General features: G+C 55.5%; 13 protein-coding genes and 2 pseudogenes. 6 read left to right on the forward strand and 9 right to left on the reverse strand.

Annotated features, from left to right (window positions below; genetic code table 11):
- Positions 1 to 51: 51 nt before the first annotated feature.
- The 5 genes from L1073_RS14500 (at position 52) to L1073_RS14520 (ending at position 5203) form a co-directional block, all read left to right on the forward strand.
- Positions 52 to 1233, forward strand: a complete 1182-nt coding sequence (locus L1073_RS14500; protein WP_246900386.1) for an ABC transporter ATP-binding protein — start codon at positions 52 to 54, stop codon at positions 1231 to 1233.
- 3 nt (positions 1234 to 1236) lie between these two features.
- Positions 1237 to 1968, forward strand: a complete 732-nt coding sequence (locus L1073_RS14505) for an ABC transporter permease (RefSeq protein ID WP_246900387.1) — start codon at positions 1237 to 1239, stop codon at positions 1966 to 1968.
- 60 nt (positions 1969 to 2028) lie between these two features.
- Complete coding sequence (locus L1073_RS14510; RefSeq protein ID WP_246900389.1) at positions 2029 to 2913, forward strand: glycine betaine ABC transporter substrate-binding protein; 885 nt, start codon at positions 2029 to 2031, stop codon at positions 2911 to 2913.
- A 115-nt stretch (positions 2914 to 3028) separates the two neighbouring features.
- Positions 3029 to 4348, forward strand: coding sequence for an MmgE/PrpD family protein (locus L1073_RS14515; protein WP_246900390.1), 1320 nt, complete (start codon positions 3029 to 3031; stop codon positions 4346 to 4348).
- Between the two features lie 12 nt (positions 4349 to 4360).
- Positions 4361 to 5203 carry a nitrilase-related carbon-nitrogen hydrolase gene (locus L1073_RS14520; RefSeq protein WP_246900391.1) on the forward strand — a complete coding sequence of 281 codons (843 nt, stop codon included), beginning with the start codon at positions 4361 to 4363 and terminating at the stop codon, positions 5201 to 5203.
- Between the two features lie 84 nt (positions 5204 to 5287).
- Here L1073_RS14520 and L1073_RS14525 read toward each other — a convergent pair whose 3' ends face one another.
- Positions 5288 to 5764, reverse strand: a complete 477-nt coding sequence (locus L1073_RS14525) for a YbhB/YbcL family Raf kinase inhibitor-like protein (protein ID WP_246900393.1) — start codon at positions 5762 to 5764, stop codon at positions 5288 to 5290.
- A 122-nt stretch (positions 5765 to 5886) separates the two neighbouring features.
- The gene (locus tag L1073_RS14530) at positions 5887 to 6786 is read right to left on the reverse strand and encodes a LysR family transcriptional regulator (RefSeq protein ID WP_246900394.1); all 900 of its coding nucleotides are present in this window, start codon (positions 6784 to 6786) and stop codon (positions 5887 to 5889) included.
- Positions 6787 to 7017: 231 nt separating this feature from the next.
- Here L1073_RS14530 and L1073_RS14535 point away from each other — a divergent pair, with 231 nt between their 5' ends.
- Positions 7018 to 7938, forward strand: a complete 921-nt coding sequence (locus tag L1073_RS14535) for a DMT family transporter (protein ID WP_246900395.1) — start codon at positions 7018 to 7020, stop codon at positions 7936 to 7938.
- 13 nt (positions 7939 to 7951) lie between these two features.
- On the opposite strand, the gene L1073_RS14540 is transcribed toward L1073_RS14535, so the two are convergent.
- The 7 genes and pseudogenes from L1073_RS14540 to L1073_RS14570 form a co-directional block, all read right to left on the reverse strand.
- Positions 7952 to 8179, reverse strand: a complete 228-nt coding sequence (locus L1073_RS14540) for a YbhB/YbcL family Raf kinase inhibitor-like protein (protein WP_246900397.1) — start codon at positions 8177 to 8179, stop codon at positions 7952 to 7954.
- A 281-nt stretch (positions 8180 to 8460) separates the two neighbouring features.
- A complete protein-coding gene (locus L1073_RS14545; RefSeq protein WP_246900398.1) occupies positions 8461 to 8841 on the reverse strand; it encodes a VOC family protein in 381 nt (126 codons plus the stop codon).
- Positions 8842 to 9022: 181 nt separating this feature from the next.
- Positions 9023 to 9142 (reverse strand): annotated as a pseudogene (locus L1073_RS14550) (transposase); the annotation flags it as partial.
- 139 nt (positions 9143 to 9281) lie between these two features.
- Complete coding sequence (locus L1073_RS14555; protein WP_246900401.1) at positions 9282 to 9605, reverse strand: hypothetical protein; 324 nt, start codon at positions 9603 to 9605, stop codon at positions 9282 to 9284.
- 488 nt (positions 9606 to 10093) lie between these two features.
- Positions 10094 to 11119, reverse strand: a complete 1026-nt coding sequence (locus L1073_RS14560; protein WP_246900402.1) for a hypothetical protein — start codon at positions 11117 to 11119, stop codon at positions 10094 to 10096.
- Between the two features lie 86 nt (positions 11120 to 11205).
- Positions 11206 to 12063: a hypothetical protein gene (locus L1073_RS14565; RefSeq protein WP_246900404.1), complete on the reverse strand. Its 858-nt coding sequence runs from the start codon at positions 12061 to 12063 to the stop codon at positions 11206 to 11208.
- Positions 12064 to 12357: 294 nt separating this feature from the next.
- Positions 12358 to 13211 (reverse strand): annotated as a pseudogene (locus L1073_RS14570) (IS5 family transposase).
- Positions 13212 to 13376: the final 165 nt, after the last annotated feature.

The following is a 13376-nucleotide window of genomic DNA, read 5'->3' on the forward strand; positions in this document are numbered from 1 at the left end:
CGGCATTCTCTGTCGACTTGCAAAGGCTGCCGACCCGACAAGGATAACTTCATGATTCGACTCGACAACTTGACCAAGGTCTTCGATACGCCCAAGGGCGCAGTGACCGCCGCCGACCACATCAGCATGGAAGTCCCCAGCGGCGAGATCTGCATCCTGCTCGGCCCCTCGGGCTGCGGCAAGACCACCACGCTGAAGATGATCAACCGCATCGTCCGGCCGACCTCGGGCAAGGTATTCATCAATGGCGAGGACACCTCCAGCCTCGACACTCAGGATCTACGCCGCAACATCGGCTACGTGATCCAGCAGATCGGTCTGTTCCCCAACATGACCATCGAGGAAAACATCACCGTGGTGCCCAAACTCCTGGGCTGGGACAAGGCCAAGTACCGCGAGCGTGCCCGGGAAATGATGCGCATGATCGCCATGGAGCCGGATGCCTTTCTCAAGCGCTATCCCAGCGAGCTCTCCGGCGGACAGCAACAGCGCATCGGCGTGGCGCGGGCACTGGCCGCCGACCCACCGGTGATGTTGATGGACGAGCCCTTCGGTGCCATCGACCCGATCAACCGCGCGGTGATTCAGGACGAGTTCCTGAAAATGCAGCAGGAACTGAACAAGACCATCATGTTCGTCAGTCACGACATCGACGAGGCGATCAAAATGGGCGACCGCATCGCCATCTTTCGTGAGGGCAAGCTGGTCCAGTATTCGGAACCCGATGAGCTGCTCGCCGCGCCCAAGAACGACTTCGTCGAGTCTTTCCTCGGCGAGGACCGCGCACTGAAGCGCCTCAATCTGGTCAAGATCCGCGATCTGGCCAGCGAAGAAATCGGCCTGGTCCGCCCGGACGACACGCTGGCCACCGCCCTCCAGCGCATCGAGTCTTACGGCTACGTGAACAGCATCGTGATGGTCAACGACAAGCGCCAGCCGGTGGGTATCATCAACGCCGCCGTAGCCCGCACCACCCATGGGCACTGCCGCGACCATTACCAAAGCGTGCCGGTGGTGGTCACCCTCGACGACGACCTGCGCAAGGTCGCCTCGCTGATGTTCGCCCATGACATGACGTGGGTGCCCTGCGTCGACGACGACGGGCGAATCGTCGGTCAGATCACCCAGCGGGCGATCACCCATCATCTGGGCTCGCGCTATCGTGCCCACTCCAAGGGCGAGGATAACGCCAAAGCCGCCGAGGCTTCTCCCTCACCGGCCATCAAGGAGTAAACCATGCCGACGCTGAACCTCGCTGGCGCCGGTCGTTTGCTGGTGCTGGTGGCCGTCTTTCTAGCCGGCATCTGGAGCCAGTCCAGCGGCATGATCGACGACTTCATCTTTTATCTGCCCGACGTCCACTATCTCGTCGTGCAGCACCTGTGGCTAACGCTAATGTCCGGGGGCCTGGCGATTGTCGTCGCCATTCCACTGGGAATTCTATTGTCGCGCCCCAGCATGGCGCGCGTCGCCGAATCCATGATGCAGGTGCTCAACGTCGGCACCACCATTCCCACGCTGGCCGTGCTGGCGCTGTCGATGAGCTTTCTCGGCATCGGCACCGTGCCGGCGGTGTTCGGGCTGTTCGTCGCCACACTGCTGCCCATTGCCCGCAATACCTACACGGGACTCAAGGGCGTCAACCCGGCGCTGAAGGAAGCGGCAGCGGGTATCGGCATGTCACCCACTCAGCGGCTATTGCGCGTCGAACTGCCCAACGCCCTGTACGTGATCTTCGCCGGCATCCGCACCGCGCTGGCGATCAATATCGGCACCGTGCCGCTGGCCTTTCTGATCGGCGCAGGCGGCTTGGGCGAACTGATATTCACCGGCATCGACCTCTACGACCCGGTGATGATGCTCTCCGGCGCCATTCCCACAGCCTTGCTGGCGGTCGTGGTCGATATGCTCATCGCCATCACCGCTTTTCTGCTGGTACCGCGCGGGGTCAACCCATCCCGCGCCTGACGACGCAGCAACATTCAGAACACACGACAAGATCCTTCACAACAAATCAGGAGTGACGCTATGAAAACCTTGATGACCCTACTCACCGGCGCGGCACTGGCCGGCAGCCTGGCCACTGCCCAAGCCGAGGAGATCGTGGTCGGCGGCAAGAACTTCACCGAGCAACAGATCCTTTCCAGCATGACCACTCAGTACCTGGAAGGACTCGGCTATGACGTCGAAAAACGCGCCGGGATGGGCTCCGCCGTACTGCGCCAGGCGCAGGAAAACGGCCAGATCGACCTCTACTGGGAGTACACCGGAACCTCGCTGATCAACTACAACGACGAATCCGCCCAAGGATTGACCATCGACGAGACCTACCAGAAGGTCAAAGAGCTGGACGCCGAAAAAGGCTTGGTATGGCTCGAGCCCTCCGACGCCAACAACACCTACTCCTTGGCCATGCGGGAGGAAAGCGTCGAGAAGACCGGCATCACCTCGCTCAGCGACTTGGCCGAAGCGGTCAACGACGAGCAAGGGCTGACCTTCGCCATGAATGCCGAATTCTATGCCCGCGAGGATGGCTGGCGCCCGCTGCAACAGGCTTATGACTTCCGTGCCAGCCGTGGCGACGTCAAGCGCATGGATTCCGGCCTCGTCTATCAGGCACTGCGCGACGAGCAGGTCGACGTGGGGCTGGTGTTCGCCACCGATGGCCGCATCCCCGCTTTCGACTTCCAGGTTCTCGAGGACGATCAGAACTTCTTCCCGGCCTACGCGCTAACCCCCGTCGTTCGCGAAGACACCCTGGAAGCCAACCCGAAGTTGGACGACCAGATGAACAAGCTCTCCGCGCTACTCGATAACGACACCATGTCTACCCTCAACGCCCAAGTCGATGTCGACAAGACGTCCATCGAGCGGGTCGCCGAAAACTTCCTCAAGGAACACGACCTGCTGTGATCGGCGCCTGAGAGGCCACGCCCCACCGTGCTAGATCACCACGAAGGCCGCTCCGCGCGGCCTTCTTTTACGCCCCTCGTGTCTTCATCAACCATCTGCCTTTGAGGCCACCGCCATGCACGACCACACTCCCCTCGACTGGATGCATGGGTTCGATCTTTCGAGCCTCGACGATGAAGCGCTTCATCAGGCCAAGCGCTGCCTGCTGGATTTGTTGGGCGTGGCGGCCGGCGCCACCCGCACGCCGCTTGCCGACAAAGCCGCGCGTTTCGCGATCTCCCAACACGGAGGTGAGTGCCCGTTGCTGTTCGCCGCCGGCCAGGCCTCGCCCACCGGCGTCGCCCTGCACGGGGCCTGGCTGATCGATGCGCTCGACGCCCACGACGGCCAGGTGCTGACCAAGGGGCATGCCGGCGTGGCCCTGCTGCCCGGCTTGCTGGCGCTGCCCGAGGTCAACGGACTTTCAGGGCGCGACTTCCTTGCCCTGCTCGCTTATGGCTACGAAATCGCCACCCGCGCGGGGATCGCCGTGCACGCTACCAGCCCGGATTATCACACCTCCGGCGCCTGGAACGCCCTGGGCGTCGCCGCCGTGGCCGCGCGCCTGCGCGGGGCGGATGTCGAGACGCTGCATCATGCCCTCGGCATCGCCGAATTCTACGGCCCACGCAGCCAGATGATGCGCTGCATCGATCATCCCACGATGCTCAAGGACGGCTCCGGCTGGGGCGCGATGACCGGTATCTCGGCGGCGCTGCTGGCCGAAGACGGCTTCACCGGCGCCCCGGCGTTGACTGTCACCGCCCCGAACGTAGCCGCTATCTGGCAGGACCTGGGCCAGCGCTGGTATCTCCACGAGCAGTACTTCAAGGCCTACCCGGTCTGCCGCTGGGCCCAGCCCGCGGTGGAAGCCGTGCTGTCACTGCCCGCCGAGAAACGCGACCCTGCTGCCATCGCGCGCATCGAGATCGTCACCTTCCACGAAGGCAAACGCCTGCACGTGACGCACCCGACGACCACCGAGCAGGCCCAGTACAGCCTGCCCTGGCCCGTCGCCTGCGCCCTGGGCCGAGGCACCGTGGATGTCGCGGGCGTCAGCGATGAACTCGACGCCCCGGACCTCAAGGCCCTGGCCAGCAAGGTGGAAATCCACGAGGATGACACCTTCAATGCGCGCTTTCCCGCCGAGCGCTGGGCGCGCGCCCGGCTTCATCTCGACAGCGGCGAGATCATCGAAAGTGTCGACTTCGAGGCGCGCGGCAACCCCGATCGCCCGCTTTCGGACGCCGAGATATTCGCCAAGTACTGGGCGCTGGCCGAGCCCGTATTGGGCGAGCGCGCGGCCCGGCTGCACGACGTGGTGATGAGCCTCGAGACACGCCCCGCGAGCGATCTTCTCGCCCTACTCGGCGCCCCCACATTTTCCAGACAATAGCGAGACGCCACCATGCACTACCAGGATCACCTTCGCGTCGGCGCCGCGCAGATCAACGCCACCCTCGGCGATGTCGACGCCAACCTTGAGCGCCACCGCGAACGGATCGCCGAGGCCCACCAACGCGGGCTCGAGCTGCTGGCCTTTCCCGAGCTTTCGCTGAGCGGCTACGGCCTAGGCAACCGGGTGATCGACGTGGCCTGCCCCGCCCATGACCCGCGCCTGGCCGACCTCGCCCAAGAAGCCGGTGAGATGCAAGTGGTGGTCGGTTTCGTCGAGGAAGCGAGCCCCGGCGAGTACTACAACGCCCTGGCGATTCTCCAGCACGGCAAGCTCCAGGCCGTGCACCGCAAGCTCAACCTGCCCACCTACGGCGGCCTGGAAGAAGGCAAGCTGTTCACGCATGGCAACAAGCTGACGCACCTCGCGGTGCGCCCCGGCTGGTCGGCGACCTCGCTGATCTGCGCCGACCTGTGGAACCCCGGGCTGGTACACGCCGCCCTGCTGGACCGGCCCACGGTGCTGTGCGCGCCGATCAACTCGGCCTCGGGCATCGTCAGCGACGACTTCTCCAACGAGCGCAACTGGCCCCTCAACCTGCAGTTCTACGCCATGACCTACGGCACGCCCGTGATCATGGCCAACCGCTTCGGCCCCGAAGACGACAGCCACTTCTGGGGCGGCTCGCGCATTCTCGGCCCACAAGGCGACACCCTAGCCGTGGCCGACGATCGCGAGACGCTGATCGACGCGACCCTGTCACGCAATGACATCGCCCGCGCCCGCTTCGAACTGCCCACCCACCGCAACGCCGACACGCCGCTGGTGCGCGAATTGATGGAAGGCTACCGCTGAACCAGGCCCCAAACGACACTCGGCGCCTCCCAAGGGAAGGCGCCGAGTTCAGAGTGCAGCAATTTTCAATCTGTCGAGAGCTGCTTAGTCGCGGCGATACGTCCCCACCAACCGGCTCATGCCGAGAATATGCGGCTCCAGCTCGTTGAGAAGCTCCGGCTGCGTCAGCCCCTCAGGCAACTCGGTGAGGGTATCCAGCGCCAGCACCCAGAAATAATACTGATGCGGCCCGTGGCCCTGCGGCGGCATGGGGCCACCGTAACCGACGGCGCCGCCATCGTTTAGACCGGCGGAGCCCACCCTCGTGCTCTCTTCCAGCGACGTGACATCCGCCGGCAGGTTGTAAAGCAGCCAATGGACGTAACCATAGCTGCCATCCTTGACCAACGGCGCATCCGGATCGTGGCAGATCACCGCAAAGCCTTTGGTCCCCTCCGGCGCATCCTTCCAGCTCAAGGCCGGCGAGACATCATCACCCTCCGCCGAATGCCGCGTGGGAATCGCGCCATTCGGCGTAAAGGCGGGGCTTTCGACGTGCATGCTGGACGGTGCAAAAGGCATGGAGGCCTCCCTGAAAGCGAGATGAATCAATAAACGGACCGGCGCCGTAACGACGCCGACTACCTAGAAGGTGATGGCGACAGTGGAGGATTCAACCCTCCGCGTGACTGGTTGCCAAGGCATTACGCCTGCGACTCGCCCAGATGAAATCCGCTATTAGCCACTGCCAGCTTGGCTATCCGCTCGACCGATGGAGAGAAAGCAGGAGATAGATAGGTAGCGACGAAAGGCAGAGAAGCAAATGCTGGCGAAACTTCCAATGCCTGTAACTGACTGTCGCCAGAAAACAGATCCGGAGGTAGCAATGCAACACCGGCGCCTTCACATGCCAACCTCGCCGTGACACTCATCGTATTGCAGTAGGTTAGGCGGTCTGGACGAATGTTCTGCATATCAAGCCAGCGAAATTGGTCGGCATACAAACGCGATCCGGGTGAAAGGCTCAGGATCGACCGCCGAATTAAATTCATGGTTTCCAATGTCGACATTCGTTGCACCAATTCGGAAGATCCCATCCAGGCAATAGACGCATGGCCAAGGCTGTGCTTAATAACCCGTTCTTGAAGTTGATCATCGGGGACCAAAGCCAGATCTATTGTGCCGTTGCACAACTTATCCCAAGTCTTCTCTGTAATATCGACATCAATATCAAGCTCAATATTCGGCATGGCGCGTTGCACATCTAACGTAAAATCAGCGAGCCACCAGAGCGCTATAGTCTCAGTACATCCTACTCGAATTCGGCCGGTGGCCTCTTCACCACCCTCGAAAAACAATGACAGTTCGTCGCGCAAGGCGAGAATACGCTCTGCGTATCCGATCAGTTCGCGACCAGCAGCAGTAAGAGTAACCGGTCGCTTTCCGCGCTGGAACACAACGCTGCCAATACGTTCCTCCATGTCGGCGATACGCATGGAAATATTGGGTTGTGTCGTATTGAGCCTTTCCGCAGCTGCACCGTAAGAACCAAGCCTATAGATCCAATAGGCCGTCTCAAGATGCCGGAATTCGAGTCGCATCATTATCACTTATCTCCGCGTATCAAAAAGCCTGATTTCCATATGCTCCAACGAGAGTATATAATTAGATATAATTAATACGATGATAGCAATATACATATCTCAGTTAAAGCTGATGCCGTGATCGTAAAAACTGGATTCGAGCGACCTGAACGCGGGATTCACTTGCCCACCGCTCCGCAGCGATCATTTCGAGCCTGATAGAGTAACTAAAGGACCAGAAAGGAATAAATGATGAATCATCGTAAACTGCTAGCGAGCTCATTTTATCGCTTGATTGGTCGTGGGACTGGTTTCATCTTCGCAGGAGTTATCATCGGAGGTGGACTATCGTGGCCACTCATGAAAATAGCCCTTGAAAACACCTCCCCTCAAGTGTTTTTGATATGGCGTCTCGTCTTTGCCACTATCAGTGCTTTCGTATTGGTAATAATGACTCGTCAGTTTCGTATCCCCGGACGCGAGGTCTGGTTTTCAATCATTTCGGTGGCCTGTCTGCAAATGGGGGCATTCCTCTGGTTGATCACAATCGGCGTCACCATGGTTCCGGCCGGACGCGCAGCACTGCTGGCTTATACCAGTCCGATTTGGATGATACCTCTGGCAGTTGTATGGCTGGATGAAAAACTTGATCGTTCCGTCATTGCAAGTCTAGTTTTCGGGCTTGCCGGTTTGGCGTTTCTTTTTCTCCCGTCCACTCATGTTTTATCTAATACACAAGCCCTAGTTGGTAACGGCCTACTGTTGCTTGCGGCCGTTGTTTGGGCCTTCCAAATAGCACTTCTGCGACGCTACCCTTCCGGGTGGTCGACATTACAGCTTCTACCATGGCAACTCTTGGTTGCGACCCTCGGACTGTCATCACTGACAATCGCTTTCAGTGACGTCTCTTTGCTGCAAGGTCTAGATATTCGAAGCCTGTTGGTGACAACCTACGTCGGTATCGTTTCCACGACCTTCGTCTTTTGGGGTATGTTGCATATTGCCCGAACCATGCCCGCAATTTCTAGTACAATCAGCTTTCTCGGAATACCGGTGGTTGGCCTATTAAGCTCCGTGTTGCTGTTGTCGGAGAGGCTGGATGTCGGGCTTGTGGTCGGATTTTTACTGATTGCCGTAGCCGTTCTCATGCAGTCCAAGAGTTCGCGACTTTGATTCCCTTTGCGGCTTATAGCGACGGCGTCGACAAATGCATGTAACCGTAGCAGCCATCCTTCACCGGCTGCATATCCGGATCGTGGCAGATCACCACGAAGCCCTTGGCCTTCGCCGACGCATCCTTCCAGCTCAGGGCCGGGGATACATCATCACCTTCCGCCGAATGACGCTTCGGAATCGCCCCATTCGGCGTGAAGGCGGTGCTTTCGACTTGCATGCTGGGCGGTGCAAAAGGCATGAAGGCCTCCCTGAAAGCGAGATGGATCAAAAACGGACCGGCGCCGCAACGACGCCGCCTACCTAAAAGGTGATGGCACCGTGGAGGACTCAACCCTCCTCAATATTGATAGCGACAGAATTTGACTCTTTTATCCAGCAGAGAAAGCGACTATCCCCACCCCATCGATCAACTCAGGCTCGGCACTTTTCCAGCCTTGTATTGCTCAACTGACTTATTCAGCTGTTCGGCATTGGCAGGGAAACGCAGCAGAAAGACCGTTTCCATCAGGCCATCTACTTTTACCAAATATTAGCCTTTTCATCGAAATCAGGGCGCTGCACTGGAACGACACAGAAACGATGGCCGCTAGGTGCTTCCAGTATAGAAAAATCACGTACTTGCCCTACCTTCTTCGCGCCTAATCGCTCTAACCGCGCCACCTCTGCGTCAATGTCATCGGTTTCTATATCGAGATGGACACGACTGGGGTGACTCACCTTCTGAACGAGCATTAACGGTTGTGACGGGTCGACCTCGAGTCCCCGATAGTTTTCGTCCTCCGGCTCCGCATTGTAGCTGAAGACCTTGCAGCCCAGTGCCGCACCCCAGAATGCCGCATCACCGTCTAACTGATCAGCCTCACAATCTATTACAAGTGCCTGCAATCTACTCTTATGCATAAAAAACTCCTCTAGACTCTTAACGAACCCGTAGAAATCCCAACTACGAGTTACCTCTACTGCATCTCGCCTTAATTTTACCAACCATCAAACCTGATCGTTTTTCGTTATATCGTCGCTCACCAACTCAAGCCCCTTGACGCCGATTAAAGGCGGTACTTAAAATAAAAGATCGACAGGCCAGCTTGTGCTCAATCAGGTAATGCACGGCGTGCTCAAAGGTGCCAGGCTGCAGTTGGTCCTGATAGTTGATCACCACCATGGCGTTCTGATCATGGTTGTAGGGCTTGAAGCGAAGCATGCCGACCACTCCTCATCTGTTTACCCGATCCTACCAAAACCAAGGTGTCAGCGGAGTTTTCCTATAGCCTCAACGCTGGGCACAGCGGCGCCACGACAGTGGCGTCCGGCGGCCGAAGGCCGCGTATTGATGCACCTGGTTATGTGCCTTTTTCGTTGATTTCATGCATAGCCTTGGAATAAGCAATCAAACCACCGACAAAAAAACCGGTTGCCACAGCTGGCAGAAGCTCAGTAATGAAAGCTACAGCATACACATCTCTCTCCGGCAATCCTTTCAAGTATGGGACCGGTATCAGAAGCACGAACCCCATCTTAATGAGGTATTGATTGAACGACCCTATTGTTAGCCAAGCCTGCCTAATTTTCGGAGAAGACTGCTTTAACTTAAACAATGCCCAGGAAAAATAGGTCACAGGGATTGCTAGAAAAAGTGTGATAACACCGATTTTAACCAACGACATAGATTGGACGATTCCTCTCTTTTACACATAACGCCAGCCATCAGCCGTGCGACGTCAGGAGCATCGCCTGGATGGCCTTGTTAGATGGCAAACTTACCGGTCGCCACAGGGGAAGTTATACTGATTCCTGATCTCTTGTTCAATCTGTACTCGTCCAGCGGACTGGAGATGCGGTATGTAGTAAACCGTGACCATCAACGTGCCGCTACAATTCCGTTTCCAACAATCGGCTCGATCATGATCCGCAACTCGCGATTTAACGGTAGCCGACTCACCACAATCAACCGGCTGGAATTGATCGCCTGACGAACAAACAATCACGTAAACGCCAGACTTATCCTGAAGCTCATCGGTAGAGCCATAAGGCCCATCAAACTCGTAGTTTGCAACATTTAAGGACATAGTTCCTCCTTCATTTTGCCACCCAACGCCGCGCTCTGCGGCAAATTTGGAGCGCAGCGGAAAATTTGTCCGGCAGCAGCGCTTTGTTATGCATTACTGACCGTAACCAGCCTTACTTCTGTTTGCACTCTAAGATACTCATAAACCGCCCGAACCTTTTTTACAAAGTTCTCATCTCTTGATAATAATAAGTTACAGAATGAGGCCATTGATGCGTGACTATTATCACTCATAGCGGCAACAAATCGTCTTTCCTTATGTACTTTGGAGTCGGGGAAGTAGCCAAGAGTATTAAGCATGTTATACATACCGTTTACCTTCTGGTGTAGATGGTAAGGTCTGTCAGGGTAAATAGGGTTTATGCGGATCTGGAAAAAGTCTTCTAAGCTGTTGATGTGATCGTTTTTTGGAAGCTTAACTTTGAAAGCATCCCATATTTTTTCGATAACATTCGGTGACTCTATGTTATTTAATTCCTTTGGGCCTATACCCACTGACTCTCTGTAGGACTTTATTCCATTCCACTCCTTCGTATCAGGAATGTCTTTTGACATCGTATTTTCAAGCTCATGAAGCGTAGATTTATATTGCTCCATCATTAGTTCGGAATACTCTCTAATCTGCGCCCTCATTTCAACAGGAAGTTCATCAGAGTTTTCGAGCATACCGCCCATAAGCTGTGCAAAAGCAGCCAACTGTTCCTCATGAATATCGGAAATGCTATCACCCGATCTTCCGCCCGAAAACTTGAACAGCCACTGGTGCATTGAATTTTCAATGCTTCCATATTCATTATCATTGCTACAGTGTTCTTCGAATGCTTCAAATACGTCCCTGCTAGTGATAGTCGCTTTGTCAGTTACAATGAAGCCAGGCTGCTCAACAACGATTTTTAAATGATATGAATCAAGGTCTTTTAGAACATTAAGAAAGTCGTTTTCATAGCCAGCAGATCGTCTTATCTCTTTGAGAGTTTCGTCAGAATAAACAATCTGAAACTTGTCCATAAGCTCTCGCCCAAAACTACCCACGCTATTTTTAACGAAAAGATCGAGTATGTTTTGATCTAAGTATAGTGTCGGCTTTCCTGAATAATTCGGTGTAGAATCCATGCTCATCTCAGCTTGCATAACGCCTAGCTCACCGGGAAAGTGCGAGCGTAGCGAGTATTTTGTCCGGTGGAGCTACTTGTTAGCACTTAATCTATTAACTCCACGAAGATATCGATTGCTCTTTCAGGGTCTTCTTCGGCATCAACCAATTCATCGACTATAGAATCATACAACTTCCAAAGCCTGTGAGCATGACCGTCAAGGGAAAGCCCGGATTCATCAAAGTCCATGTAGCCTAAATCACTTAGATGACGAAATTCCTCACTGTGGTATTCCTCCGTTTTTCCAAGCTCCATTAATAGATCAGCCAGCGGCACCGAACATCCACCGTTTTTAATCATAATGTCTAGGACTTCACGAATAATATTCCATTCAACGGAATTAACTGTAGCCCTCATTTTCTGACACTTTTCTACGAGATCAGAGTAGTTTTCTTCGATGTACTCAACATCAATTACCGACTCTTCATGGGAAGCCTCCTCTTCGCCTTCATCCGAAACGCCAAAGTATTCGGAAAATTCATTCAACCAATAGTCTTGGATGTATTCGGCGAGGCGATCACCCGTCCAGTAGTCAATTCTTCGGTCATTTCCCTTTTGTCTAGCCTTGCCAATAAACGCTCTTGCCTTTTCGTTGATGTCACCGGTCGTAGCGACTACAAAACGTGAAATGAAATAAGTGGCATGATCCTTAATATCATGAATTTCCTTATCAAAAGCTTCTTCAGCTTGATTCTTAACCTCCTTTACGGAGTTCTTAGAGCCACCACTACTGTAGACCAAGCTTCCTTTTTTGAACTGAACCCCAACATAACTTTTAAGATTTTCTGGCTGAGTCAGCTCATAGTATTCGATATCGATGCCAACTTCGTCTGGCCCTCCCGTGAACTTCACCCCCTTGCATCCCATCTTCTTCAATACTGGCACAAAGATGTCTTTGGCCATCTTATGTTCATGCAAGCCATTGAGGAGTTCGAGTATCTGTTCCTTATTTAACATCCACACCCTCTCTCTGTAGTGCTAACTGTTAAGCATTTATTCGCCGTGCGCAGCATGGCGAATAAATGCCTGTTGGACTAAGCCGCCTCTCAGGCGGCTATACAAGCTTCTATAGGATATTGTATTGATCGACGTGCGGTCTGACGGCGTCAGGCCGCGTGCTGAGGGTCCTGTAGTGACACGTTCGGGCCATGGTGTGGACCATGATGACGCACTCTTCCGGACCTAGTTGCCCCCAACCTAGGTTTTGTACGAAAAGTCGGCGCGCAGACAGCGATTTATGCAAGCTAGGCATACCATGGCGCGAAAGCTACGGACCAACTTCTCGTAGCGTGTGGCGATTCGCCGGAGTTCCTTGAGCCAGCTAAAGCTACGTTTGACGGCATTGCGCTCCCGGTATCAGGGTTTGTCGAATCCCCGAGGCAGTCCAGGGCGCGGTTTTCGAAGCATCTTGCGCTGCGCAATGACCGGCTTCATCCGGTGCCGGTCGCAGTAGTGACGTAGCGCATCACTATCGTAGCCTTTGTCTGCCACGATATAGCGACAACGCTTGCGGGGCCGGCCCACGCGTCCTGGCAGATGGATGGTTTCCATCGTGGCCATAAAATGATGCGTGTCGGCGTCTTGACCCGGTGACAAGGTGAAAGTGAGTGGCCACCCATGTCGGTCGCAAACAAGATGGATCTTGGTGGTCAAACCGCCGCGACTTTGGCCCAGGGCATGGCCTATCGGTTCGTTCGAGCCCCTTTTTTACCGCCTCCCGAGGCAGCCCGCGTCGCACGAACGGCGGTGGAGTCGATCATCCAGGTATCCAGGTCCATCAAGCCATCTTCGCGAAGCTTGAGCTGGAGACGGGCCAGCACGGCCTCGAAAGTGCCGTCGTCACGCCACTGACGAAATCGGGCATACACCGTGCTCCAAGGGCCATAGCGTTCTGGCATGTCACGCCATTTGGCCCCAGAGCACAGCACCCAGAAGATGCCGTTCAATATCTGACGGTCATCCCGCCTTGGCCGGCCCATCGGCTGATGCGGTGAAACGATGTCCTTGATCAGCGACCAGCTGTGCTCGGAAAGCTCGTAGCGTCCTGTCATAACGCACCTATGCGGCTGCAACATGGGCAAAATTAACAGAACGGACTTTTCGTACAAACCCTAGGCCGACATCTCCATTCAGGTAGTGCTGCACCACTTACAGCTTAAACTGGTCGCTGTACTGGTTCTTCATAGAAACACCCCGAAGATTAGATTGGGTGTCCA

Origin of the sequence: Chromohalobacter nigrandesensis, from assembly GCF_023061285.1 — a bacterium.
Taxonomy (GTDB): Bacteria; Pseudomonadota; Gammaproteobacteria; order Pseudomonadales; family Halomonadaceae; genus Chromohalobacter; species Chromohalobacter nigrandesensis.